This is a genomic window from Pseudodonghicola xiamenensis DSM 18339 (assembly GCF_000429365.1).
Taxonomy (GTDB): Bacteria; Pseudomonadota; Alphaproteobacteria; order Rhodobacterales; family Rhodobacteraceae; genus Pseudodonghicola; species Pseudodonghicola xiamenensis.
This window is the reverse complement of record NZ_KE386894.1, coordinates 23,641-49,530: the sequence shown is the minus strand read 5'-3', so window position 1 is coordinate 49,530 and position 25,890 is coordinate 23,641. Positions and strand designations below refer to the sequence as shown.

General features: G+C 65.2%; 22 protein-coding genes. 3 read left to right on the top strand and 19 right to left on the bottom strand.

Features of this window, described 5'->3' with window-relative positions; genetic code table 11:
• Position 1 precedes the first annotated feature (1 nt).
• The 9 genes from G455_RS0122895 to G455_RS0122855 all read right to left on the bottom strand — a co-directional run bounded on the left by G455_RS0122895 (position 2) and on the right by G455_RS0122855 (position 9,178).
• Positions 2-1,192 carry an ABC transporter permease family protein gene (locus G455_RS0122895; protein WP_028095710.1) on the bottom strand — a complete coding sequence of 397 codons (1,191 nt, stop codon included), beginning with the start codon at positions 1,190-1,192 and terminating at the stop codon, positions 2-4.
• Positions 1,189-1,911, bottom strand: a complete 723-nt coding sequence (locus G455_RS25385) for an ATP-binding cassette domain-containing protein (protein ID WP_051312718.1) — start codon at positions 1,909-1,911, stop codon at positions 1,189-1,191. The genes G455_RS0122895 and G455_RS25385 overlap by 4 nt, the downstream gene beginning before the upstream one ends.
• Complete coding sequence (locus G455_RS25835; protein ID WP_051312717.1) at positions 1,908-3,239, bottom strand: trypsin-like peptidase domain-containing protein; 1,332 nt, start codon at positions 3,237-3,239, stop codon at positions 1,908-1,910. The genes G455_RS25385 and G455_RS25835 overlap by 4 nt, the downstream gene beginning before the upstream one ends.
• On the bottom strand, positions 3,236-4,378 hold the full coding sequence (locus G455_RS25375; RefSeq protein ID WP_051312716.1) for a serine/threonine protein kinase: 1,143 nt from the start codon (positions 4,376-4,378) through the stop codon (positions 3,236-3,238). Before G455_RS25375 ends, G455_RS25835 begins: the two co-directional genes overlap by 4 nt.
• Positions 4,379-4,386: 8 nt before the next feature.
• Positions 4,387-5,727 carry a PP2C family protein-serine/threonine phosphatase gene (locus G455_RS25370; protein ID WP_051312715.1) on the bottom strand — a complete coding sequence of 447 codons (1,341 nt, stop codon included), beginning with the start codon at positions 5,725-5,727 and terminating at the stop codon, positions 4,387-4,389.
• Positions 5,728-5,730: 3 nt separating this feature from the next.
• Entirely contained in the window at positions 5,731-6,345 is a 615-nt protein-coding gene (locus tag G455_RS25830) for an FHA domain-containing protein (protein ID WP_051312714.1), read from the bottom strand.
• 41 nt (positions 6,346-6,386) lie between these two features.
• Positions 6,387-7,943, bottom strand: coding sequence for an FHA domain-containing protein (locus G455_RS25825; RefSeq protein ID WP_084437180.1), 1,557 nt, complete (start codon positions 7,941-7,943; stop codon positions 6,387-6,389).
• A gap of 74 nt (positions 7,944-8,017) precedes the next feature.
• Entirely contained in the window at positions 8,018-8,437 is a 420-nt protein-coding gene (locus G455_RS0122860; protein ID WP_154664481.1) for a hypothetical protein, read from the bottom strand.
• A 114-nt stretch (positions 8,438-8,551) separates the two neighbouring features.
• Positions 8,552-9,178, bottom strand: coding sequence for an RND family efflux transporter (locus G455_RS0122855; protein WP_161629418.1), 627 nt, complete (start codon positions 9,176-9,178; stop codon positions 8,552-8,554).
• Positions 9,179-9,480: 302 nt separating this feature from the next.
• Here G455_RS0122855 and G455_RS0122850 point away from each other — a divergent pair, with 302 nt between their 5' ends.
• The 3 genes from G455_RS0122850 (at position 9,481) to G455_RS0122840 (ending at position 12,670) form a co-directional block, all read left to right on the top strand.
• A complete protein-coding gene (locus G455_RS0122850) occupies positions 9,481-10,098 on the top strand; it encodes a hypothetical protein (RefSeq protein ID WP_154664479.1) in 618 nt (205 codons plus the stop codon).
• 2 nt (positions 10,099-10,100) lie between these two features.
• On the top strand, positions 10,101-10,856 hold the full coding sequence (locus G455_RS0122845) for an FHA domain-containing protein (protein WP_028095705.1): 756 nt from the start codon (positions 10,101-10,103) through the stop codon (positions 10,854-10,856).
• Between the two features lie 92 nt (positions 10,857-10,948).
• Positions 10,949-12,670, top strand: coding sequence for an alpha/beta hydrolase (locus tag G455_RS0122840; protein ID WP_240474641.1), 1,722 nt, complete (start codon positions 10,949-10,951; stop codon positions 12,668-12,670).
• Positions 12,671-12,739: 69 nt separating this feature from the next.
• Here the strand turns inward: G455_RS0122840 and G455_RS0122835 are convergent, their stop codons facing one another.
• From G455_RS0122835 to ectB, 10 genes are all read right to left on the bottom strand, one after another.
• A complete protein-coding gene (locus G455_RS0122835; protein ID WP_028095703.1) occupies positions 12,740-13,777 on the bottom strand; it encodes a zinc-dependent alcohol dehydrogenase family protein in 1,038 nt (345 codons plus the stop codon).
• 134 nt (positions 13,778-13,911) lie between these two features.
• Entirely contained in the window at positions 13,912-15,708 is a 1,797-nt protein-coding gene (locus G455_RS0122830; RefSeq protein ID WP_051312712.1) for a sigma-54-dependent Fis family transcriptional regulator, read from the bottom strand.
• Positions 15,709-15,814: 106 nt separating this feature from the next.
• Complete coding sequence (locus tag G455_RS0122825; protein ID WP_028095701.1) at positions 15,815-17,119, bottom strand: sigma-54-dependent transcriptional regulator; 1,305 nt, start codon at positions 17,117-17,119, stop codon at positions 15,815-15,817.
• Positions 17,116-18,909 carry a sensor histidine kinase gene (locus tag G455_RS0122820; RefSeq protein ID WP_028095700.1) on the bottom strand — a complete coding sequence of 598 codons (1,794 nt, stop codon included), beginning with the start codon at positions 18,907-18,909 and terminating at the stop codon, positions 17,116-17,118. The genes G455_RS0122825 and G455_RS0122820 overlap by 4 nt, the downstream gene beginning before the upstream one ends.
• Positions 18,909-19,280 carry a DUF1850 domain-containing protein gene (locus tag G455_RS0122815; RefSeq protein WP_028095699.1) on the bottom strand — a complete coding sequence of 124 codons (372 nt, stop codon included), beginning with the start codon at positions 19,278-19,280 and terminating at the stop codon, positions 18,909-18,911. The genes G455_RS0122820 and G455_RS0122815 overlap by 1 nt, the downstream gene beginning before the upstream one ends.
• Complete coding sequence (locus tag G455_RS0122810) at positions 19,277-21,373, bottom strand: TRAP transporter permease (RefSeq protein ID WP_028095698.1); 2,097 nt, start codon at positions 21,371-21,373, stop codon at positions 19,277-19,279. The genes G455_RS0122815 and G455_RS0122810 overlap by 4 nt, the downstream gene beginning before the upstream one ends.
• Positions 21,374-21,442: 69 nt before the next feature.
• Positions 21,443-22,390: a TAXI family TRAP transporter solute-binding subunit gene (locus G455_RS0122805; protein WP_084437179.1), complete on the bottom strand. Its 948-nt coding sequence runs from the start codon at positions 22,388-22,390 to the stop codon at positions 21,443-21,445.
• Between the two features lie 334 nt (positions 22,391-22,724).
• Complete coding sequence (locus G455_RS0122800; protein ID WP_028095696.1) at positions 22,725-24,149, bottom strand: aspartate kinase; 1,425 nt, start codon at positions 24,147-24,149, stop codon at positions 22,725-22,727.
• A 10-nt stretch (positions 24,150-24,159) separates the two neighbouring features.
• Entirely contained in the window at positions 24,160-24,552 is a 393-nt protein-coding gene (locus G455_RS0122795) for an ectoine synthase (RefSeq protein ID WP_028095695.1), read from the bottom strand.
• Between the two features lie 31 nt (positions 24,553-24,583).
• A complete protein-coding gene (gene ectB, locus G455_RS0122790) occupies positions 24,584-25,870 on the bottom strand; it encodes a diaminobutyrate--2-oxoglutarate transaminase (RefSeq protein ID WP_028095694.1) in 1,287 nt (428 codons plus the stop codon).
• Positions 25,871-25,890 lie beyond the last annotated feature (20 nt).

The following is a 25,890-nucleotide window of genomic DNA, read 5'->3' as shown; positions in this document are numbered from 1 at the left end:
CCTATCCCTCCGTCAATATCTCTGCCGCGTCGATGCCGTCGATCGCGCGCATGGCCCAAACGGCGGCCGACACCGCGATCAGCCCGCCAAGAAGAAGCGTCGCCGCAATATCCGGCCCGCCCAGATGCGCGACCGCCTCGGCGCTCGATCGCCGGAACACCCCGTTGATCCCCAAGATGATGAGCTCGCACAGCGCCAGCGTCAGGATGATCGCCCCATTCACCAGCACGACCGCCTGCACCAGCGGGATCATCCGGCGCGCCAGGGGCCGCATCCCCAGCAGGGCCAGCAGGCTGAAGCTGGGGCGCTGACGTTCGACCATCCCGCGCAGATTGGCGGCAGTGGCGGCCCAGAAGCCGGCCAGCGCCAGCGTGGCAATCCCGGCGTAGAGCATCGACAGCGTGCTTCGAAATCCAAGCAACAGAACCGCATTGGTCGCCCGCGGCCGGGTTTCAATCCCCTGTGCCCGCAAGTGCTGCGCCAGAGGTTCCAGATCCTCGAGCCCACGCGCGAACAGGCGAAACGAGGCGAAAGTGTCGGGCAGCCGCCGCGGTGCCTGCCAGTCCTCTACCGACACGGCGGCGTCGTCGCGAAAGCGCTCAACAGCCACCATATCCTCGAGCGAGACAAGCGCCAGATCGCGCCCGTAGCGTTCTGGAGGCAAGATCGCCACCACGCGCAAAGGCGCCCTTGCAGTCTGCCGGTCGCCACCGATATCCCGACCGATCAACAGTTCAAGGTCCTGCCCGGCACGGATGTCCAGACGTGCCGCCAACGGGGTGGACAGCGCCACTTCGCCTTGTCCCACGATACGCCCGGCGCCGACCAACGGATCCCCCGGCGCGGTCGGCATCAGGGGAACCGATCGTTCAAGCCGATGCGCCAACGGATTGCGCATCGCATCCGCCAGGGCGTTGATGCTGCGCGTCGCGGGCATGACGAACCCCACCTCGCGCCGCGCGGCGAGTTCCTCGAAGAATGCCGCATCGTGACGCCCCGAACCGACGGCAATGATTTCACGATTCATCGGATCCTCGACCAACCGGTCCACCATCGCGTCGATCACCCCGTTCTTCAGTGCGAGGATCAGCAGAAGCGGGGTCAGCCCGCCGATCAGCGAAGCCACGAAACACAGCGCCGCCAACCAGTCGCGCCGCATTTCACAAACCGCGATATGGATCAGATACCTCATGCCGCGATCTCGCCCTGAAGCTGGTCGGAGAACACGCTGAGCAGCACATTCGAACTGTCGCGCTCCAACCGATGGTGCAGCTTGGGAAGCGTTGCGAACACGCCCTCTCCAACCCGGTGCGAGGCGAGGAGCACGGCGGAACCTGCCTCCCGCGCGAGGCGTGAGATGATGCCTTCGACTGCCTCGACATTGGCCGGATCAAGCGCTGAAACCGGTTCGTCCAGCAGCACCAGCGCCGGCCGGGCCAACAACGCCCGCGCGATCGAGACCCGTTGCCGCTGCCCGACCGAGACCTGATCCGGAAACCGCGCGCACAGCGCCGTTATGCCCAGCGTTTCCAGCAGATGCCCGCGCCACTGCGCATCTGGCGAGGCATTGGCCAGCCGCAGCGGTAGATCAATATTCTCGCTCAGCGTCATGAATGGCACCAGACGCGAGGTTTGCAGCACCAAGCCCAGCCGATCCGGCGGCGTCAGTTCGGCCCGCCGCCGCGACACGTCTCCGATGTCGAGATTTTCACCGCAGAGCCGCAGCCTCCGTCCCGGCAGCTCCCCCGCGGGGATGGCTCCGGCGAGCAGCCCCAGAACCGTGCTTTTCCCGGCACCGCTGGGCGCGCTCAACTGGCGCAGTTCTCCCCGCGCAAGCTGCAGATGTTCGACGACAACCGCGAATTCCCGCCCCAGCCGCACCCCGAGATTGCGCGCCTCGAGAACCGTCATTTGCCGCCCCCCTGCAGGCTGCGCAGCCGGATGTTCAGCCCCCCCAATGCGATCCGCGCACAGGAATTGATCTGACACGGCTGATGCGGGGCCAGACGCTTGCCGTTCACGAAAGTCCCGTTGGTCGAACCCAGGTCACTCAGCGACAGTCTGCGTCGATCAAGCCGCAGCTCCGCGTGGTTCCGGCTGAGCATTTTGTGATCCAGCCGGAGCTGCGCCTCCGCGCCGCGCCCGATCACCACCCCTTTGCGCAATTGCTCCGGGCCCAATGATCGCGTCTCGCCGGTCTCGGTCTGCAGCTCCAGCACGGCATGGCCCGCGACCGGGTCGCGGCGCCTCTCGGCCCGCACCCCGGAGCTTGCCCCAGTCTCTCCAGTCGCCGTGCCCCGGCGCGCCACCGCGATGGCGCCGCCGGTCAGCACGATCAGCCCGATCATTCCCGCCACGATCCAGACCGTCCAGCTCCGCGCCTCTCCATCCGGCGTATCCGGCGCGGTAACCAGGACACCACCGGCCTCGGGCACCGCCATCGCTTCGGCCTGCCGGCACGTGTCGGCGCTGCGCGCGAACGGCACATGCTGGCGCTGCAGATAATCGAGGATCGTCGTCGAGGAAGACGCCCAATAAGTATCATTCGCCGCAATGCCATCGTCGGTGGAAAAGGTCGCGACCTGCGTATTCAACCCGATGACCTGGCCACAGAGATCCAGCAACGGACCGCCAGAATTGCCCGGATTCAGCGCCGCAGTGTGCTGCACGATATCCAGCGCCTGGCCACGCCGTCCCTCCCAACTGGCCGTCATGAGCTTGGAGACCGTCCCGGTGGTTAGCGTGGTTTCGAAAAAGGCCACATTGTCCAGGCTGATCCCCAGATTGTCCGAGGTGCCGGGATATCCCAGCGCTGCCACCGTCTGCCCCTTGCGCGCCTCATACCCGGCGATCGGCAGGGTCCTGAGCCGGTGCCCCTTCTGGCGGGGTTCCAGCGCGCTGAGCCGCAATACCGCAAGATCCAGCGGTTGAGACACCTGCGCCAACTCGGCCTCATAGGCATAAAGAACCCCATCGTTCATGAAACCGACGAGCAGCTCCCTGGCGCCGCGAACGACATGGGCATTGGTCAGATAATACCAGCCCTCCCCGTCGCGGGTCGGCGCCAGAACAAAGCCCGAGCCCATCGCCATCTTGTCAGCGCGCCGAGCGAGGATCCGCCCCATCGCCGGGTCGGCCCTTCTGACAAGTTCTTCGAACCCCTCAGCCTGGGCGCGCCCGGGCAGAGAACCCAGCAACAGCATCCCAACCAGCGACAGGAAACGCATCATGATCTTCATCGCGCCGCACTTTCGGGAAACAGGGCCAAAGCCGCGGAAAAGAGCGCCAGGCCGAGGATCAGCCCGACCACCAGAACGACCCTTGGGTCGCCTCCGGACCGTTTGACGGCGGGCGGCGGCAGAACCGGCGCCACAGACGGGCCATCTGCAGACAGGCCATCCGCAGACGGGCCATCTTCGGACAGGGAGAACCGCCCGACCGCCCCTGCCGTCATCCCCTCAAGCCACTGCCGGTAGGCCCGCGCCGACTGCGGCCGCTCCGCCGGCCAAAGCGCGCATCCGCAATCTATCAGTTCCAGCAGCCTGTCACTGTAACCAACGGCAACGCGGTTCCGCTTCAAGGCGCTGCGGATCGGCACATAGGGATCTGCGCGCGTCTCGGCCATCGCCTGCATCCGAACCAAGGCGTTCGGCGGCGCGGCCCGGGTGATGATCTCGTAGATCATCACCGACAGCGCATAGAGATCGGTCCATGGCCCCTCTTTGAGCCCGACAAAACGACGTCGCAACGAGACCGGGAACTGCTCCGGCGCGGCATAGGTCCGGCTGAGCATCGAGCCCGCACCGCGCCCGGTATCCCCCCGGGCCCGCGCCGCGCCGAAATCAATCAACACTGGCATTCCCCTGGGGTCGATCATCACATTCGCCGGTTTGATGTCACGGTGCAGAAACCCCGCGGCATGAACCGCGCCGAGCGCCCGGCACAGGGTTGCGATCAGATCAAGGATCAGCGGTTCGGGAATATGGCCCCGCGCCCGGATCAGCCGCGCCACGACGCGATCCAGCGGATCGCCGCCAACGAAATCCATGACACAATAGGCGGTGCCGTGCTTTTCAAAGGCACTGCGCACCCGCACCAGCCCCGGCTGGCGCGGCAGATCGCGCAGAATATAGGCCTCTTCCAGAAAGGCCCGCAGCCCCATGTCGAACAGGCGCCGCGCGGCGGGGGTCGGCAGCGCCGCCACCCCGCCCCCCGCGATCCGCCGCGCCGTATCCGACGGGAAATATTCCTTGATCGCAAAGCGCCCGCTGCGGCCCGGCAAGGTCGCCAGATAGGTGATCCCGAAGCCGCCCTGCCCGATTGCCTCGCCCAGGACGAAACCGCCGATCATGGTGCCCGCTGCCAGGTTCTCAGACATCCCCCCTCCTAATCAACAACTCGGCCCAAGTCGCCCGCCGCCCCGGCGGCAAAGACCGGCTCGCGCCCCTCACGCCCGGGCCGCAGCATCGGACGCGGCGAGGTCCGTAGCCCGGCCTCGACATCCCGCCCCTCTGCGCCCTCCACCGCCTCGGGATCGCCAGGATTGTCCGGCCGTTCCGTGGTGTCAGAACCGGTGGCGGCGTCGGGGCTGTCGTGGGGGGCGGATCTGTCCAGATCGGTCGCCCCCGGTTGCGGCCGACCCGCCGGCGCAACCGGCACTGCACCGTCCTTCACCGCGTCAGGCGACACCTCCGTGCCGGTGGGGGGCCTGGCGCTGTCCTCGCCCTTGATGATCGTCTCCTGCGCTGCGTCAGCCTCGTGACCGCCAGCGATCACCCGACTGTCGGGCCCCGGATCGGTGGCGACGACCGGCGGCGCCGGCACGCTCGCCGGCCCTGAGAACACCCCCCAGAGCATCACCAGCACCGCCAGCACCGCCACGCCGATTGCCAGTCCCCAGCGACGCGTCAGACCTGTCGGCGCGCCCTCGGGCAAGGCGAACAGGCTGTTGCTTGACGCGCCGTTGCCGCGACCCGGATCATAGCGATAGACCACCACCGTGGTGTTATCCTGCCGCGGCTGCCCCGCCGCTTCGACCGCGTTGAGAAAATCGGCGCAAAGCTGCGTTGCGCCGGTACGATCCTGCTGCGACAGCACCTGAACCATCTGGCGTTCTGACAGGGTTTCGATGCCGTCGCTGGCCAGGACCACCACGTCGCCACGGCGCAACTGGATCGCATTGCAATCGACCAGAGAGATGGCATCGCCGATCAGCGCCGAACGCAGGGCATTGCGCTTGGGATGGCTCTGCGCCTCCTGCGCGGTCATCTGACCGGCGCGCACCAGCTCGGTCAGTTCGCCATAGACCGAATGATCGGCATTCAAACGGCGCAGCCCCCCATCGCGCCACAGATACAGCAGGCTGTCACCGACACTCAGCCAACTCAGCCGGTCTCCCAGCTTGATCACGCTGAGCAGGGTCGAGCCCATTCCGGCAAGCCCAGGCTCCTGGCGGACCCGCCGCGCCAGGGCGGCATTCGCAGCCTCCATCGCCTCGGTCATGCGTTGGCGCGGATGCGGGGTGCTCGATACCGCGATGCAATGATGCTCGAAGGTCTCAAGCACCAGGTTGGATGCGATTTCTCCACCGACATGGCCCCCCATGCCATCCGCCAGCAGGATCAGCAGATCCGTGGCGCGATCGACCGGAGGCGGGGGAACGATGCGGAACGCATCCTCCTGAGCGTCCCGCGCGCCCAGGCTCTGCATGCCTGCGACAATGTCCATGAATTAACCGTCGGCACCGGGCTTGGCGTCGATCACATCGGTCCAGTCGAAATCGGTATTGCAGAAGGCGACAAAGCGCACGCGGGTCACCTTGCTCAGTTGCAGGGTCGTATAATTTTCCAGAGGCATCGGCACCGCAACGATCTGCCCATTCATCCGCGTGACATTCTTCCCGGTGCCCGGCACGATCAGAAAGCTGCGCGTTTCGTCATCATAGATGATCCTGACATGATCGGTCGCCGAAATCAGCGTATCGCCGAAGGGCAAGGAAACCCGTTCATCCGACGACCGACCGACCGAATTCATGCCCGCCCCGATCGAGGCCGCATGCCCGGTTCCGGGCCCGGCAATGACAACCAGCCAACCGGTCACCGGATCGGTGACATGGTGCGGGTCCAAGCTTTCGCGCCCGAGGCCACCGATCGCGATCATCGTCTTGTCGGCCCCCTCATCGGCCAGAAGCTGGGTCTTTCCCTCGCCGATCGTGCCCTCCTGGGCTCCATCGCCCCAGCCCTGCACCGTTTCGGTGAATTCGTCATGCCCCACGCCAGTGTCGAAGTCGGCGTCATCATCATGTTCCAAACCTTCGAGCCAACTGGTCTTGTCGTTTCCGCTCATATCGGTCTCCTCGAATATTGCGGTGGGGAAATTGCGGCCACTCAGGCCTGGCTGAAGCGCAGCTTCACCGCCCCCAATGTGATCACGTCCCCAGCCCGCAGGGGGCTCGCCGCAGTCAATTTCTTGTCGTTCAGCTTGGTGCCGTTCAGGCTCCCGGCATCGGTCAATACGAAATGCCCGTCACTCTGCTCTCGGATTTCCGCATGCAGACGCGATACCGAGTCATCGCCGATCACCAGATCGCTGCTGGCCGAACGGCCGAGCGTCGCACGGCTGCTGCGGACCGCCAGCCGTTCGCCGGTGTCCTCGCGCAGGACATAGGCCAGTGCGGGCTGCGGCGATACCGGCGGTGTGCCTGCGGGCAGCGACGGCTCTTCCCCGTCTCCATCGTCGCCCAGACCTTCCTGCTCTTCCAGCTCGCTGCCAGAGGAACGAGACATCACCACGGCCACGATCAGCGCCAGCAGCAACAGGATGACACCGCCCCCGATCAGCAACCAGAGCTTGGGGATACCCAGCCAGGTGCCGTCGATCAGCCCCGCATACCAAGCCTGCGGTGCCCCGCTGTCCTGAACCGCCGGCTGGTGACGCAGCTCGGCCGGGACGAAGCGCACACGAAGCGTTTCCGCTTCCATCGCCGCCCCGCCTCCCGGAACCGGGCGCTGCAGGGTCACGGTGATATCGGTCTCGACCGGCGTCCCTTCCGGCACGATCAGGCCCGAGCCCTTTAGCGCATTGCCGATCCCGGCGACAAAGCTTTGCAGTTCGTCATTCGCCATATCCGCACGACGCAACTGCACAGCCTGGGCGATGCCCTGCGTGCCCTCGCTCAGCAGCGACAGATAATCCATCCCGGCGCCGTTGACGGGATCGCCAACCGGGCGCCACAGCATGCCAAGCGCCGATACCGTCACCCCCTGTTCGATCGCCGCAGCGGTCACATCGGACACGTCGCGTTCGCCCTCTTCTTCACCATCGGTGATAACGATCAGGTTCTTGAGGATCGCTGTCTGATCCTGTCCCAGAATACCGACAGCATCGCGGGCATAGGTCGCGATCCGCGTGTTGGTGCCGCGAAGTTCCAGCCCCGCCACGACCTTTTCGATCAGCTCGCGGTCCCGGGTGAAATCTGCCAACCGCTCCAGCGATTCATTGAAGCCGTAAAGCGCGATCCGCTCGCTCGTCGGCAGGCTGCGCAGGAAATCGGCGATCAACTGCCGTTCGGTGTTCCAGGTGGCCTTGCGACCGCCGCCCGGACCGGGCGACAGGTCGATCAGCACCAGCGTTTCCGAAAGTTCGACCCCCGGCGCCAGCTTGGCCATGGACCTCTCTAGGGTGAAAACACCTCTCGCCCCATCCACATCCTCTCTCGAGATCGTCCCGCGCGTCATGCTCGGCGGCACCCGCAAAATGCAGCTGTCTGCCGGCGCGGGGGCTGCGGGATCGCAATCCACGATCGGCAGGCCGCTGGCCGGAGACCGCAGCGCCGGCCGGTCGCCCTCGGCAGATTGCTCGGCCAGGGCTCCGCCCGACAGGGTCACCGTCAGGGCCACCGGGATCAGGACCGTTCGAAATAAAGACGTGAAGGGTATTGCCATTATGCCATTCTCAGATGTTTCGCCAAATATCCGGGGACGCGGGCCGGCCAAAGCCGCACCCGCGGCCAGTGGCCTTACCGAGACAAGGCGCGAATTGCGGCGGACACGCGGTTCAGTTCGGCGCGCGCCACGCTGGGCGAGGTCCCCGCACCGACATCGGCGCGGATCTGCACCAATTGCCCATCAAGCTGATTAAGCTGTGCCAGTTTATCCGGCTGGTTGGAGAATTTCCCACGCAACGAAGACGTTTGCGCACGAAGGGACGAAATCTGAGAGGTCAGCGCCTTGATCTCGGCGGAATTCGAGGCACTTTGATTGCGCAGGGTCGAAATCCGTGCGGACGCCGCATTATTCTGGCGCACGATGGCCGCCGCTTCGGCATCTTTCGACGCGATCTGACGATCATATTCTCCGTTGTTGAGATTCTTCACATTATCAAACAGATGTGCCGTTTCGGGATCCGTGGACCCCGAACAACCGGCCAGCACGATCACGCCAGGCAACAGAAGACGACGAAAGACACTGTTATTCATTCCAATTCTCCAGTTCCGACAGCCGCAATCGCAGCCCTAATCGCCCCGGCGAAATTCCCTGCGCCGGGGTCGCGATCACTGCGCAAGCGCAAGCAACTTACGATTGCGTTCCAGACGGCTGCGGGTCGATGCCGCGGCGGCGGTCAGCGTTCCCAGTTGCCCCTGCCCCTGGGCCTGGGCCGCCTTCAGATCGCTTTCGGTCTTAGCCATGTTCTTGGCAGAGCGGTCCAGCGCCGCGCTGACGACCTTGCGGTTCGAGTTGATCGCAGCAAGACGCGCGTCGTATTGCGATTGGCTGATCTGCTTGCCCTCGACCTGCCGCCGCAGCGACCGAAGTTCTGCATTCTGCGAACTCACCACCGCGCGCAACTGGGTCTCCACCCCGCCGAGCTTGGCGCTCACACCGCGCAGGTTCGCCAGGACCTGATCACGCTTGACCAGCTCAACCTTCTTTTGCGCCGCCTTCTGCCCAACGGAATTACCATAGGCCCCCCCGGCGACAGCACCAACGGCGGCCCCCTTGGCGCAATCCTGGCCGTTGCCCCCCATCAGCAAGACCAGACCACAGCCGATCGCGGCCCCCGCCAGCGCCCCTTCGACGGTATTGCGCACGATGATATTGCCAGTCACCTGGTTGAGGCTCTTGGTGTCGGCCTCCAACTTGCGCTCAGCCTCTGTCTTGTTGCTCGACGCCGCCAGCATGGCCAAGGGCGCACCGCCGGAAACTCCCCCTCCAGTTGTACCTTCGGTACAGCCAGATATCGCAAGCGCACAAATCAGCATCACGCCAGAAACTGGTTTCCGCATGAATTCCCCCAAAAGAAAGTAAATCCAAATTTCCCGTGAATCACTTTTAAACACAAAGTCGTTCACATCAAGATATTAACCGGAAAAGTCAGAAAGCAGATATTTTTCACAATAGAAATGATGCCTAAAATTCAATCAGAACGATTACCACCAGACCCGGTTGACACAATCGGGCGAACAACGCCTAGTAGTGTCAATTGTCGATTTCCGAGGCGCGATCCATTCAAATGCGGCGACACTCTCCACCATCAAAACAAACATACCTTACGATTTTTATGCAAATCAGCCGACCGTTCAGGAAAATTGCCGATATCGCCGCGGGCTTCAACGATATCGTCTCGGCAATCGCCACCATTGCGGCCCTTCTGGGCACCGGCAGTTCGCTGGGCAGCAAATCGCTGTCGGGGCTTCAGGTCGCGCATCTTCCCTTCGCGCTGCGCCTTGTGGCTTATCTGATCATCGCCGCAGGGCTCGGCTGGGCGCTTGGCAGTCTGGTCAAACTGTCCTCCCGCCTTCCGACCCGCGGCATGCGCCCCATTTTCGTCGCCCTGTCGACACTGGCCTTCGCCGGACTGGTGGCGGGCGCCGGCTCCTGGCTGATCGGCGCCCCCTCTGACCGTGACCTCAGCCGCTGGCTCAATATCGTGATGCCGTTGCTGGGCGGATGTATTGCCCTGCGTGCAACGGTGCATCGCTTTTCCGCTGAATTCGGCGTCGTCGGAAAAAGCGAAATTCTGTTTAGAAGCAATACAATACTTCTCTTTACAATCAGCCTTGCCATCGTGTTGGGGTTTCAGGAATTGGGGATGACTTGACCATGCGTGGACTCCTCGATGAAAAGGCGGCGGCAAAACTTCTGCTGGCCGCGGCGGTGATTGATTTCTGGGTTCTCTATCTGCTGGCCAGCCTGCTGGCCGATCCGCTCAGAACCCATGTGCCGCTGCTGCGTTTTGACTTCAGCTCAGCCGTCATCTTCCTGATATTGCTGCCGATCTCCTGGGTTCTGTCCGAGCTGATCCTGCCCGGCATCACCATCGGACGGCTTGCGCTGGGGCTCGGCATGGCGACCCGCGACGGCGGACGGCCATCCTTTGCGCGGCGCAGCGTGCGTTTCCTTGCCAAACTGTCCATCCTCGGCCTCAGCGGTCTGCGCTGGGACCGAACTGCCGGTTATAACCGCGTTGCCCAGCTTGTCTGGCTGTCACCGATGTCGAACGCCACGGCACAACCGCCGGCACAATGGCGCCTGGCCTTTCACAGCGGCGCCTATCATGGCCGCCAAATCGCGCTCGGCAAGCTCGCGGGCTTCACCCAAAGCGGTCAGATCCGCATCGGGCGCGATGCGGCCTGGGCCAACCTGAAACTTCCCGACGGCCAGATCTCCGGTCGTCATTGCCAGATCCGCATTGCCGCAAACCGGATCGAAATTCGCGACGGCTCCGACGGCAAAACGCGATCGGCCAATGGTACCTTTCTGGGGCGCAAGGAAGTGCCGCCAGATCGCTGGGTCATCTGGGATGGCCTTGAACCGCTGCGCTGCGCCGATGTGCAAATTTCGCTGCGCCGGACCTAGCCTTGCCACAGCGCGGATCACCGCCCGCCCACAGGCGTTCCCCCAAAACGCCGTGACAAAGGCCGAGCGGCGATCTGGACACAGTCGCGACCTTGTGGCTTTCTGCCCGGGCCCCGAGACCCAGACAAGAAAGCAAGATCATCCTCATCAAGCACGACCAGACGCCGACGCTGGCCGGCCCCGCCCGCTTCCTGTCCGGGCTCGGGCTCTGTCTTGCGGCGCTGTTTCTCATGGCTTCGCTGACGCCCTCCCTGGCCCCCCGACCGCCGGTCCTGCAGGGGGTGGCCAGCGGGATCATCGCTGCCATCGGCTATGAAATCGGTCTGGCTATCGGCGGGCTCTGGCGGCTGCTCGAGCTGCCGCAACCGCGCGGGCCGCGGCTGATCCGGCTGCGGTTTGGCGCGCTGGCCCTGACCGTGCCGGTGCTTTTGGTTGCGTTTCGGGAATCGACGGCCTGGCGCAACGCCACCCGGCAGGTGGCGGGCCTCGCCCCGCTCGACCAGGGCAATACCCTCACCATCGCGGCGGTGGCGCTGTCGGTGGCCTGCCTTCTGTGGGCGCTGTTCCGGCTGTTCTGGGCGCTGACCCGGCGGATCGAAACACCGCTGCGCCGGGTGGTTCCCTATCGCATTGCCCAAGCGACCAGCCTGATACTCGGGCTTGCCATCTTCTACCTCGCGATCGAAGGCACCGCGATACGCTATGCCTTTCGCGCCGCGGATTCGACGATGGAAGCCGCCGACCGGTTCATAGACCCGGACCTTCCCCGCCCCGAGACACCGCAGAAGACCGGCAGCCCGGCCTCCCTGATCTCCTGGGACCAGCTTGGCGACACCGGGCGGAGCTATATCGCCACCGCGCCGAGTGCCGAGGAGATCGCCGCGCTCAAGGGCGCCCCGGCGCTGGCGCCGATCCGGGTCTATGTCGGGCGCACCGCCGCGCGCAGCGCCCAGGCACGGGCCGAACTGGCGCTCAGGGAACTGATCCGCGTCGGCGGCTTCGACCGGTCGGTCCTGGTGGTGGTCAGCCCCACCGGCACCGGCTGGATGGATCCGGATGCCTTCGACACGCTGGATTTCCTGATGGGCGGAGATGTCGCCACCGTGGCGGTGCAATATTCCTATCTCAGCAGTTCACTGGCATTGGCGGCCCACCCCGAGCTCGGTGTCGAGCAGGCGCAGGCGCTGTTCGATGTGGTGCATGATTACTGGTCCGGGCTGCCCAGGGACAAGCGGCCGCATCTCTATGCCTTCGGGCTGAGCCTCGGGGCCTACAACAGCCAGATGACGCTGCCGCTGCTCGATATGCTGGGGGATCCGATCCAGGGGGCGCTCTGGGTCGGCTCACCGTTTCTCAGCCCGATGTGGCGCTATGTGCAGGACCAGCGCTGGCCCGACAGTCCGCCCTGGCATCCCCGGTTCGGCAACGGGTCACTGGTGCGGACGATGACGCAATTCGACGGCCCCGCCCCGCAGGCCACCCCCTGGGGGCCGATCCGGCTGATCTTTCTGCAATATGCCAGCGATCCCATCCCGCTGTTCAGCCTTGGGACCGCGCTGCGCCGGCCCGACTGGCTGCGCTATGACCGCCCCGCCGACGTGTCGCCCCAGATCAAATGGGTGCCGGTGGTCAGCATGCTGCAAACCGCGCTCGACATGCTGATCGCGCTGCAGGTGGAACGGTTCGGCCATTACTACGTCGCCGAAGATTACCTGCCGGCCTGGCGCGACCTTCTCGATCCCCAGGGCTGGACCGCCGAGACGACCGACCGGCTTTTGACCGCCTTGAAGGCTCGCCGCGCCGCGCGGGACTGATCGGCCACAAACGCATCCGGCCGGGAACGCGTCAGCATCCCCGGCCGGACATCTTCACGGATCGAACGCTCAGGCGCTCAGGATCACTTTCATCGCCTTTTCACGGGCGGCATTGCCGAAGATCTCATAGGCTTCCATCATCTCGTCAAGCTTGAAGCGGTGCGTCACCAGCTTGGAGGGATCAACCTTGCCGTTGCCCAGCGTCTTCAGCAGCATCGGCGTGGTGTTGGTGTTGACCAGCCCCATGGAGATATTGATGTTCTTGATCCAGAGCTCTTCGATATGCAGTTCGACCGGGGTGCCATGGACGCCGACGTTGGCAATGTTGCCACCGGCAGCGACAATCTTCTGACAGGTGTCGAAGGTTGCCGGCACGCCCACCGCCTCGATCGCCACATCGACGCCCTTGCCATCGGTCATTTCCATGATCCGGGCCACGGCATCCTCGGCCCCAACCTGGATGGTATCGGTGGCACCGAACTGCCGCGCCAGCGCCAGCCGCGCAGGATCCATGTCGATCATCACGATCTTGCCCGGCGAATAGAATTGCGCGGTCAGCAGCACCGACATGCCCACCGGGCCGGCGCCGACGATGGCGATGGTATCACCCGGTTTGACATGACCGTATTGCACGCCGATCTCGAACCCCGTCGGCATGATGTCCGACAGCATCACCAGCGCCTCTTCATCCGCCCCTTCCGGGATCGGGTAGAGCGAGTTGTCGCCATGCGGGATACGCACGTATTCGGCCTGGGTGCCGTCGATCAGGTGACCGAGGATCCAGCCGCCGTCCTCGCAATGAGCATAGAGGCCGCGCTTGCAGTTGGCACATTTCCCGCAGGAGGTGACACAGGAAATCAGCACCGCGTCACCGGGTTTGAAGTTGGCAACGGCAGAGCCCACTTCCTCGACGATACCAACCCCTTCGTGACCGAGCGTGCGGCCTTCGGTCACCGCCGGCACATCCCCCTTGAGAATGTGCAGATCCGTGCCGCAGATCGTCGTCTTGGTAATCTTGACGATCACATCGGTGGGTTTCTGAATGCCTGGTTTTTCCTTTTCAACCCATTCCTTGTTGCCGGGTCCCTGATAAACGAGAGCTTTCATGGCAGAACCTCCTGAGCGCTGTTTGCATACTTTTGCATGCGAACAATACTGTCCCGGCAGGCCGATGAGAAAGAGGCGCAGCAAGGGGCAATGTGTCCGATTTTCGGACACATTGCCCGGAACCGGGGCCCGGATCAGCCGCGCAGCCCGTATTGATCAAGCTTCAGGTACAGGGTCGATCGCGCGATCCCCAGCCGTTTCGAGGCCCGGCTCAGGTTGCCTCCGGCCTCGGACACGGCGCGCGCGATCAGTTCCCTTTCGCAATCCTGCAACCTCTGCGGCTCCGCCTCGACCCCGCCCCTCACCTCCTGCGGCAGATCCGACAGGTCGATGACCCGGGCCCCCTCTCCGGCATGTTCCGCTTCTAGCGCCTGGACCAGATTGCGCATCTCCCACAGGTTGCCCGGCCAGTCATGCGCCCGCAGCCGCTCCAGTGCGGCGGCGGTGAAACGCAGCGGGCGGCGCCCTTCGGCGGCCATCTCCGCTGCGAAATGGCGCAGCAGCACGGGCACTTCTTCGCGCCGCGCCACCAGCCCGGGCAGACGGATCACCGACCCCGCGCATCGCAATTGCAGATCGCGCAGCAGACGCCCCTGTGCCACCGCTTCGGACAGCGGCTCGGTGCTCAATGCGATCACCTGCACCGGGACCCTGCCGCCACGCCCCAGCCGCTCCAGCGCCTGCGCCAGCGCAGGCTGTGCCGCCGCCGGCGTCCGCGCCGGTTCGGACAGGCACAGGGTGCCGCCGCGATCACGTTGCGCCAGCAGCCCGCCGCCATCGCGCAGATCGCTCTGCAACTGCTCGGCCTCCAGGGACGTGCAATCCAGCATCTCGAACGGACGGTTGCCGCTGGCACCCGCGAAATGCAGGGCCCGGGCGAAACTGCGCTTGCCAGTGCCCGCCGCCCCCTCGACCGTCAGCGGAACCGCATGGAAATAGAACTTGCGGGCCGTCACACAAAGCGGCGCCAGCACACGGCTGCCCTGGGCGATCCGCTTCAGGCTCAGCCGCTCCTCCTCCGGCGCGACCGGTCGGCGCTGCCCGGTCGCAGAGCGCAGCCGGACGACCAAACCCAGTGCACCGTCCCTGGTCTGCAGCAGGTCGATATCGGCGCCGGGAAGCGCCTGGCGCAAATTGTCGGCCCAGCTTTCGGCCTCAGCATCGCGCCCCGAGGCGGCGATCCGGCTCAGCATCTCGGGCTCGGGACCGCCGGCTTCGCGCATCGCCCGGCCGAAAGCCTCGCTCGACCAGACCCGCTGCCCGAACCGATCGAGCAGCATCACCTCCTCGCCGTGGCCGCCCCTGCGGTCCGACAGCAGCGCGTCGATCAGGTCCCGATGCCGAACGATGTCCTCGGTTCGCAATATCTGTTCGATCTGTGACGCGGTCGAGGCAGCAAGCGCGCCGGCTGTCCCGAACCCCGCCCCCGGCGCCCCCGAGACATCGATCACCCCCATCAAGGCCCCATCAGCCGGATCGTGCAACGGCACCGCCGCGCAGGCCCATTGCCGGATCGCCTCGCAATAATGCTCGGCTCCCGAGATGGTCACCGGCTGCCGCAGATGCAGCGCGGTGCCGATCGCATTGGTGCCGATCGCACTTTCACACCAGCGTCCTCCGGGCTGAAGATTGTTCCGCTCTCCCCGCTGCCGGACATGAGAGGCGCCGGCTGCATCCATGACCACACCTTCAGGATCGCACAGCAGAAGCATGGCATCGCTGTCTCCCAGCATCGCGCCGAAGCGGCGCAACACCGGCTCGGCCGCGGCCCGCAGCCGGTCGTTGCCGCCCAGGACCCGGTCGAACTCGGCTCCCGAAAGACTGGGCGCATGCGCCAGATCGCCAAGCCGATCCCCGGCCTCGGATCGCTGCCACGACCCCAGCACAAGATCGCGGACAGCCGGGGCGCCCCTATCACGCAGCTTGTTCATCGGTGCGATCCTCTCCCCAGCCGAATGATCGGGACACCCTTTACAGGCGCCGGGCCACTGTCAAGCGACGCCCGTGCCGCAGGCGGCTATCGGCCTCCGCCCCTGCTCAGCTCCGGATGCCGTAACGGCTGATCTTGTCGTTCAGCGTGCGCCGCGCCATCCCCAGCGCCTTGGCGGCGCGTTCGGTATTGCCGCGACAGCGTTCCAGCGCAAGCTGGATTTCCCGCGCCTCGAAGGCGGCGACGCGGTCGGCAAGGCTTTCCGGCGCGCCGACCGGCGCGACGGTATCCTCGGGCAGGTCAAGCCCGAGGGCAAACCGCTCTGCCAGCGCCTTGAGTTCACGCACGTTGCCCGGCCAGGAGCGGCGCAGCAGCCGCTGCTTCAACGCATAATCCAGAGGCATTGGCGGCCTGCCATGACGTGCCGCGGCCAGCCCAGCATAATGGCTGAAAAGCAGCACGATATCCTCGCCAAGCGCGCGCAGCGGCTCCACCGCGATCTCCGCCCCGGCAAGCCGATAGAACAGATCGGGCCGGAAACTGCCGTCGAGGGTGAGCGAACGCAGATCGGCCTTTGACGTCGCCACGATCCTCAGATCAAGCGGGATCAGCCGGTTCTCCCCCAACCGTTCCACCGCGCGTTCCTGCAACGCCCGCAACAGCTTGGGCTGGATCGCCGCCGGCATCGCCTCGACCTCGTCCAGCAGCAGCGTCCCGCCCGAGGCGGCCTCGAGCTTGCCGGGCTTGTCCTGCGCACCGGGAAAGGCACCGACGACATGGCCGAAAATCTCGATCTCGAACAGGCTTTCGGGCAGTGCCGCGCAATTGACCGCAACGAAGGGCCCGGCGGCGCGGGCACTGCCGGCATGAAGCGCGCGGGCCACCAGCTCCTTGCCGGTGCCGGTCTCGCCGGTGATGACGATATCCAGATCAGTCGGGGCGAGCGCGTCGATCCGCGCATGCAGCGCAGTGATCGCGGCGGATTGGCCCAGAAGGCCGCCCTCTTCCGCGCGGGCGATCTGATCCTGCAACCGCCCGATCTCGGCCCGCGCCGCGCGGGTCCTGAGGCAGCGTTCGATCACCGTCAGCAGATGCATGCCGTCATAGGGTTTTTCCAGGAAATCCTCGGCGCCCGCGCGCATCGCCTGCACCGCCTGCGCCAGATCGCCATGCCCGGAGATCATCACCACCGGACAATCGGGATCGCGGTCGCGCACCGCCTCGAGCACCGCCTGCCCGTCCATCCCAGGCATGCGCAGATCGGTCAGCACCAGATCGGGCCGGCTGGTGGCTGCCAGCGCGGCGCGACCATCGGCGAACCCCTCGGCGCGATGCCCCGCCGCCTCGATCAGATCGCAAAGCGCGTGGCGGTGATCGCTGTCATCCTCGACCACATGGATCAGCGCGGTCATTCTGCGGCCTCTTTCGTCTCAGTCCCATCGAGCAACGGCAGGATCACCGAGATCTCGGTTCCCCCGCCCGGGTGTGACCGGATGTCCAGCCGCCCGCCGAATTGCTGGACCACCTCGAAGCTGATCGCAAGCCCAAGGCCCAGCCCCTCGCCGCCGATCTTGGTGGAAAAGAACGGCTCGGTCACCCGGGGCAACACATCGGCCGGGATGCCGGGGCCATTGTCCCACACCGAGAGGATCAGCTCATCCGCCTCTTGCCGGACCGCCAGTGTCACTTCGCCATGGCCGGGCTCCACCGCCTCGATGGCATTGTGCAGCAGGTTGACCAGCACCTGCTCCAGCCGGGCATGCCCCGCGCGTACCATCGGAGCGCCCTCTGGCGCCTCGAACCGGGGATGAATGCCCGCCGCATCGGCACGCGGCTTGGTCAGCGCCAGGGCGGAGCGCGCCACCTCGACCACCGGCACCGGCGACAAGGGCGCCGCCTCGCGCCGCGAGAAATTCTTGAGATGCCTGGTCATCCGCTGCATCCGACGGATCAGCCCGCGCGCCGATTGCAGCCGCGCAGCGGTCTGTTCGGGCGCCCGCGACAGGCTGAACTCGGCCGCCGTCAGCGTCGCCTCCATCGCCGCCAGCGGCTGGCTGACCTCATGCACGATGGCGGCCGACATCCGGCCGAGCGCCGCCATCTTCTCGGATTGCACCAGCGTCGCCTGGGTGGCGCGCAGATCGGCCTCGACCCGGGCGCGCGCCTCGATCTCGCGGCCGAGCTCGGCGGTGCGCTCGCGCACCTTGCGTTCCATCACCTCGGTCTGATGAAGTCGCAGCGCGATCAACCGTTGGCGGTGACGGCGCAGATCGGCCAGCCCCAGCCCCAGCAACCCGGCCAGCAGCACCAGCGCCGCAGTCGTCCCGCCCGCCGCGCGCGCCGGCCACAGCGGGGTCGCCGCCAGCAAGCGCCAGCCCTGTTCGAATGACGGGCTGCGCAGGGTGGTGGCGCGGCCCTGCCCCTCGATCGTCAACGTGCTGCCAGAGGTCAACAACGGCGCCGCGCGCTCCAATTCCGAACTGTCATAGAGCCGTGAGGCCCCCAGCCGCGCCCGCACCGGCGCCGGCAAGGGCGTCAGCGGGCGATAGCGCCAGCCGGGGATCGACGACATGAAAACCACATCGTCCTTGTCGGTAACGGCGATCCGCTGACCAGTCTCGGCCCAGGATTGTTCAAGCGGGCGCAGGTCGATCTTGACGACCATGACCCCGCGCACCCCCAGCCCCGGATCGTCGACCCGGGTCGCGATGAAATAGCCGGGCTCTCCGGTGGTGACGCCGATGGCATAGACGGCGCCGTTGCCGGTGGCGCGCGCATCGGTGAAATAGGGACGAAAGCTGTAATCGTGGCCGACATAGCTGTTCGGCGTGGTCCAGTTCGACGAGGCCAGCGTGACCCCGTCCGCATTCAGCAGATACAGCTGTTCGGCCCCGGTCTGGGCCACGATGCGTTCGAGATAGCGGTTGGCTGCGTCAATCGCGGCCAGTTCGCCCGGACGCGACAGCGCCGCATGGATACGGGCATCCTCGCCGGTGACACGCGGCAGATAGCGAAAGCGGTCGATCTCGGTCTGGATGGCGCGATGACCGACCAGCAGCCGCTGCTCCAGCCCCTGACGCAGCTGCGACAGCGCCACCTGCCAGGCCAGAGCGCCGCACAGCAGCGCACCGATGGTCACCAGCAGCAGCCGCAGCCGCCAGACCGATCCGATGCGGCGCAGAACCGCGCGCCGGCTGACCATCAGTCCGCGCCAGCGCAGGGCGCCACGGTGACCGGCGCGCCCGAGGTGGCGCCGATCTGCAGACAATCAGCAGCGCAGAGCGTCCAGGCCGAGGGGGTCTTCCCCGAGGCGGCGAGAACCAGCGACGGCACCGGTGGCAAATCCGGGGTCCAGACCCACCAGCCGTCTTGAAAATAGCCACCGGGGCCGGGTTCCATACCCGCCCCCGATCCCTTGACCGCAGCCCCGACCAGATGCAGCCGGTGATCCTGCGTCACCTCCCAGGTCTCCCGCCAGGCCTGACGCTCGACCGAATGGGTCCATTCCAGCGTGAACTGCTCGCCGCTGGCCAGGGCGAGCATCGTCGCCCCCGCCATCAGGCAACCGGTCATGCCGACACCGCGGTCCGACGGCGCCACAGCAGCAGGCCGAAGAGGATGACAAGGCCAAAGCCCAATTCATCGGTGATCGGCAGCGCCGCGACCAGCGAGAAGGCGGCGACGAGAGCGATGCCGCGCTCCCAGATCGCCAGCGGACGACCCAGCCAGCCGATCACGCAGGTGCCCCAGAGCGCCAGGGCGATCAGCGCCTTGACGATGATATAGGCCACCGCCGGCCAATAGCCGATGGCGTCGGCCAGGGTGCCGCCGTCCTGCAGCATCAGCGCCGGGGTATAGACCGCCATGAAGGGCACCACGAAGCCGGCGGCGGCCACCTTGATCGCCTCGAAGCTGATCTTCAGCCCGCTTTCCTTGGCGATGGGCGCAGCGGCAAAGCAGGCCAGCGCCACCGGCGGCGTCAGATCGGCGAGGATGCCGAAGTAGAAGACGAACATATGGCTGACGATCAGCGGCACGCCAAGCGCCAGCAGCGCCGGTCCGGCGATCGAGGAGGTGATGATATAGTTCGGGATCGTCGGGATCCCCATGCCGAGGATGATACAGGTGATCATCGTCAGCACCAGCGACAGGAACAGGCTGTTCTGCCCGACCGAGACGATGAACTGGCCAAAGGTATTGGCGGCCCCGGTCAGGGTCATCACCCCGATGATCACGCCGACCAGCGCACAGGCGATCCCCACCGGCAGCGCGGTCTTGGCGCCCTCGGCCAGGCTGTCGCGGCAGACACCCAGGGTCTCGCGCCCTCCCTTGAACAGGACCGTGGCCAAGATCAGCCCAGCCAGGACCAGAAGCAGGGCGTTGATGCCGAACTTGAAGAAGGCCGAGGCGCAGAGCCCGAGGAACACCCAGAAGATCACCCGCACCGCCATTGACGACAGCCCCATGGCGATCGAGGCGCCGAGGATCAGCATTCCGGTCAGCGCCAACCCGATGGTGCCTGCGAAAAGCGGCGTGTAGCCCGAGAAGAGAAGCCAGACCAGCACCGCCAGCGGCAGGATCAGATACCAGCCCTCTTTCAGCGCCTTGCGGGCCGAGGGCAGCTCGTCCGCCGCCAGGCCGCGCAGGTTGCGCTTGCCGGCCTCGAGATGCACCATCCAGAAGGCCCCGGCGAAATAGAGGATCGCCGGCACCAGCGCCGCCTTGACGACCTCGACATATTGCACGCCGAGCGTTTCGGCCATGATGAAGGCAACCGCGCCCATCACCGGCGGCATGATCTGCCCGCCCATGGAGGAGGTTGCCTCGACCCCGCCGGCGAAGGCCGGACGATAACCGAAGCGCTTCATCAGCGGAATGGTGAACTGGCCGGTGGTCACGACATTGGCGACGCCCGAGCCCGAGATGGTGCCCATCAGCCCCGAGGACAGCACCGAAACCTTGGCAGCCCCGCCCATCCGGTGCCCGACCAGCCCCAGCGCCACATCGGTGAAGAGCTTGATCATCCCGGCCTTTTCCAGGAACGAGCCGAACAGGATGAAGAGAAAGATGTAAGTGGCTGAGACATAAACAGGAATGCCATATATGCCTTCGGTGCCATAGGCGATCTGCTCGACCACCTGCTCGAAAGCGTAACCACGGTGATTGAGCGGCGACGGCAGGTGTTGGCCGAACAGCGCATAAGTCAGGAACAGCCCGCAGATGATCGGCAGTGCCGGCCCCATCAGGATCCAAGCGGCGACGAAGACGCCGACGACGGCGATACAGCCGACGATCAGGTCAAGGGTGTTGGGGTCGCCGGCGCGGAACAGCAGCGGTGTGTATTCGATCCATTGATAGGCAGCCACCCCCACCCCGGCGAGCGCGAACAGCCAGCACAGGGTTTTCGCCACCGGCCCGAAACCGCGCCCCAGCGCCAGCAGCGGAAAGCCGAGCGCCATCAGGAAGGCGACGTGAACGGCGCGCATCACCTGGCTGGGCAGGTCGATGACATGGGCGGCGATCGAAATCTGATAGACCGAGAAGGCCACCGCCAGCCAGAACAGGAACCGGCCGACCGGCGAATTGGGAAAGCTATCGGCGAGCGGATCATGGATCTCGTTCGCTTCCTCGGCGCGCGATTTGGCCGAAGACGTGGGTGCTGTCATGGTGTCCTCCCGGAGTGACGACGGCCCGGACCAGCCGGGCCGTCTTTCTTTGGGCAATCCGCCCGGGCCTTACATCAGGCCCTGTTCCTTATAATATTTGATGGCGCCCGGATGCAGCGGGATCGGCGCATTCTTCACCGCCTTGGCGATGTCGATGGCACCAGCTGCCGCATGAGCCGCCTTCATCTGATCGAGATGTTCGAACAGAAGCTTGGTCATCTGATAGGCCAGTTCGTCCGACACATCGGCGCTGGTCACCAGGATGTTGGTGATCGCCAGCGTCGGAACGTCGGCATCCTGCCCGGGATAGGTGCCCGCGGGGATCACGCCTGCCGCATAGGGCGCGCCAAGCTTTTCGGCGACTTCGGCGGGCACCGAGACGAAAGTCACATCCTGGGTCGAGGCCAGGTCTTTCAGCGCAGCCGAGCCCAGACCCGAGCTTTGCAGCGTGGCATCGAGCTGGCGGTTCTTCATCAGTTCGACGGATTCCGCGAAGGGCAGGAATTCAACCTTGCCGAGATCGTCATAGCTCATCCCCAAGGCGCCGAGGATCTTGTGCGCGTTAACCTCAGTGCCGGATTTGGCGGCGCCGACGGACACGGATTTGCCCTTCAGATCGGTGACCGTCTTGGCGCCGGAAGCGGAAGAGGCGGCGATCTGGATATAGTTCGGATAGATCGCGGCGATGGCGCGCAGCTTGGTCAGCGGCTTGGTGAAACCGACTTCGGTATTGCCCTCATAGGCGTCCTTGACCGAATCCCCCAGCGCGAACCCGATCTCGCCCCGGCCCTGCTGCAGCAGGTTCAGGTTCTCGACCGAGGCCTTGGTGGACTGCACCTGAGCGCGCGCGTCCGGGATGTTCTTGGCATAGATATCAGCCAACGCCACACCCAGCGGATAATATACCCCCGAGGTGCCACCGGTCAGCACATTGATGAATTCGGTCGCCTTGGCCGCCGGAGCGGACAGCGCGACGCCGCCGGCGATAAGAGCGCCGAGCGCGAGTGTTCTGATCATGATGGTCCTCCCAAAGACAAATGCGTTCATGACACGCAGTGCGCATGACTTTGATAAAGGAAATCTCGTCGCACAACCCCGTCAGGAAGGCATTGGCGCATTTTCCGCGCGGGGTTTCGCCCCGCGCCTGGCAGAAATTCGCCCCGCCCGGGCCCGTCATTGTCCCCTCGCCCACCGATGGCACGACGGCGCCCGCCGGCCGCGTCGTCGCGGGGCGTGACACCGTCAAGGTCCTGTTCGTCTTGGGGATCGCGGTGGCAAGGCACGCCTTGCCGCGCCGGCTTGCCAGCGCTCCGCCGCACGGTCTGCGGTGCGGAGCGCCACCGCCTTCTTGTCAGGCCGCCCGCGACAAAGGCGGCTCCACCGCCTCCACCAGCGCGGCATGCAGCGCCGCGATGGTGGGTTTCAGCGCGTCGCGCTCCAGGATGAACTGGACATCCACGTTGCGCGGCCCCTGCGAAGCGCCAAGGGCATAGAGCCCCGCCGCCGCGATCGCCTGAAGCCCGTCGGTCAGCACCGACAGCCCCGACAGATCGCGTCCGATCGCCGAGGCCATCGCCAACGGCCGGGCCGAGACCTCGGCGGTGGGATAGGCCCGGGCCAGATCCTTCTCCACCTGCCGCATCACCTTGAGCGAAGCATCGAGATAATGGGTGATCGTGTTCGCATTCGAGGTCTTCGACACGATCCGCACGTTGTGCCGCGTCAGGATATCGAGGATCGTGGAGTCATAGCCCTTCACCCCGACCATATCCTGTTCGAACACCTCGAGCGCCACGATATCGAGCCCGGTGATCATCTCGACCGCAGCGCGGTCCGCCGGCCTGTCGTCGATCAGCGTGCCCGGATCGTCGGGCTCGAAGGCATTGGTCACGCGCAACGGCACATCGGCCTGGCGCAGCGCCTTGGCGGCCTTGGGGTGGATCGCCTCCATGCCCATATTCGACATCTGGTCAGCCACATCGTAATTTGTGTGCCCCAGCTTGCGCGCCACCTCGGACCCCACCAGCTTAGGGTCGGCCGAAGACAAGTGGAATTCCTTGTGGATGATTGCCTCCCGCGCACCGGTCAGCGCGGCCAGACGCGAAAACGTCACCTCGGAATATCCGCGATCGAATTCACGCATCAGCCCCTCGATACATTGCGCATAGCCGGTGACGATGGGCATTTCGCTGCCGATATCGAGATCCGCCATCGCCCCCGAGATCCGCGCGTCGAGCGACACCTCGCCCTGATCGCGCCAGCCCGACAGATCGACAAAGCGGGCATTCACCCCGGCGCGCTGCAACAGCAGCGTCGCGACAAAGGCGGAATGCGCCTCGCCCAGACCGGACAGCAGCTCGCGCACCTGCAACAGATGCCCGGCCAGACGAAAATGCCCGTAGGCGCAAAGACGCTGCAGATCAATCAGACAGTTGCGCGTGCCCTCGATCCGCTCGGCGACGAAGGCATCGGCCTGGGCGATATCGGCGGGATGGTCCAACACCGCGTTATGCGCCCCGATCATCGCGTCAGAGACGCGGGCCAGCGCATCATGCCAATCATGCGCCCCTTCGGCATCCGCATAACGCGCATAAACCCCGGGTGCGCCGGACTTCTTGTGTTCGAGCAGCAGATCGGTGATGCCCCCGAAGGCGGAGACCACGAAAACCCGCCCATAAAGCGCCGCCCCCTCTCGCCCGCCGACAAACAGCGTGTCGCGCAGCTCGTTGAGGCGGGACATGCTGGTCCCGCCGATTTTCTCGACCGTATGCGTCATGCCGATCGCCTTACGCCAGCTCTTCCGCCGGGGCGTAGGACCCATCCTCGCGGTGCACTTCGGTGCCGGTCACCGGCGGATTGAAACAGCAGGCCATATGCAGCTCTTCCTCGGCGCGCAGGATATGCTTGTCATGCAGGTTCAGCGCATACATCACCCCCGGCTTGATCGCATGGGTCTCACCGGTCGCCAGATCGGTGATCGAGCCCTTGCCGGCCATGCAATAGACGCTTTCGAAATGGTGCTTGTAATGGAAGGTATGTTCGGAGCCGGCCTCAAGCACGGTGATGTGAAAGGAAAACCCCATCCCGTCATCGGCCAGCAACATCCGGGTCGAGGTCCATTGCGCATCGGCCACATGGCGGTCGGTCTTCTTCAATTCGTTGAAATCGCGAACAATCATCTGTCTCTCCTTGGATATGTCTTGGTCAGGATCAGGCCGCGGCCCGCTCCGCCAGCGCGCCGCGCGTGGCCTCGAGCAGAATGTCGAAGCCTTCGCGCAGGATGGCATCAGGGGTGGTCAGCGGAGCGAGGCATTTGACGACCTCGTCCCGGGCACCGGAGGTTTCAATCACCAAACCTTTTTCATAGGCGCGCGCGCAGATCGCGCCCGCCAGCTCTCCCGAACCGACATCGACGCCCTGCATCAGCCCCCTGCCCTTGAGCCTGGCCCCCTCGATCAGGTCGGCGACTTCCTTGAAGGCCGAGGTCAGCATCACCGATTTCGCCGCCAGCTCGGCCTCGAAAGCATCGTCCGCCCAGAATTTCTCGATCGCCACGCGGGCCGTCACGAAGGCATGGGTATTGCCGCGAAAGGTGCCGTTGTGTTCGGCCGGCTTCCACACGTCGAGTTCGGATTTGATCAGCAGCGCAGCGAAGGGCAGACCGAAGCCCGACAACGATTTCGCCTGTGTCACCATATCCGGCTTGATGCCGGCCCGCTCGAACGAGAAATAGCTGCCGGAGCGACCGCAACCGGCCTGGATGTCATCGACAATGACCAGTGCGCCATACTTGCGGGCCAGGGTTTCGATGCCACGCATCCAGGCGTTGGAGGCAACGTTCAGCCCGCCTTCGCCCTGGATCGGTTCGAACACGAAAGCCGCCGGCGCGTCGATGCCCGACGAGGGGTTGCCCAGCAGGCCGTCGATCACCTGAAGCGTGTCGACATCGGGCCCCAGCGCGCCCTCGAACGGCATATGCGTCACGTCATTCAGCGATCCGCCGCCGGCGCCACCCCGTTTCGACGCGTTGCCGGTCAGCGACAGCGCCCCCATGGTCATGCCGTGAAAGCCGTTGGTGAAGGCGACCACATTACGCCGGCCAGTGACCTTGCGCGCCAGCTTGATCGCCGCCTCGACCGCGTTGGTGCCGGTGGGCCCGGTCATCATCACCCGATAATCCATGCCGCGCGGGGCAAGGATGTTTGCCTCATAGGCACGCAGGAAGGCTTCCTTCTCCTCGGTGTGGAAATCGAGCGCATGGGCCAGACCATCTTGCGAGATATGCTTGACCAGCGCCGCCTTCATGTCCGGGTCGTTATGCCCGTAATTGAGCGAGGAGCAGCCGGCGAGAAAGTCGATGTAACGATCGCCCTCGGCGCTGAACAGCTCCGAGCCCTGGGCGCGGGCGAAGGATGCCGGGAAGGCGCGGCAGTAAGAGCGGGCCCCGCTCTCGCGACGGTCATAGATGGATGTGTCTTGTGCCATGTCTCTGGGCATGGGGTCTCCTGATGTTCGAA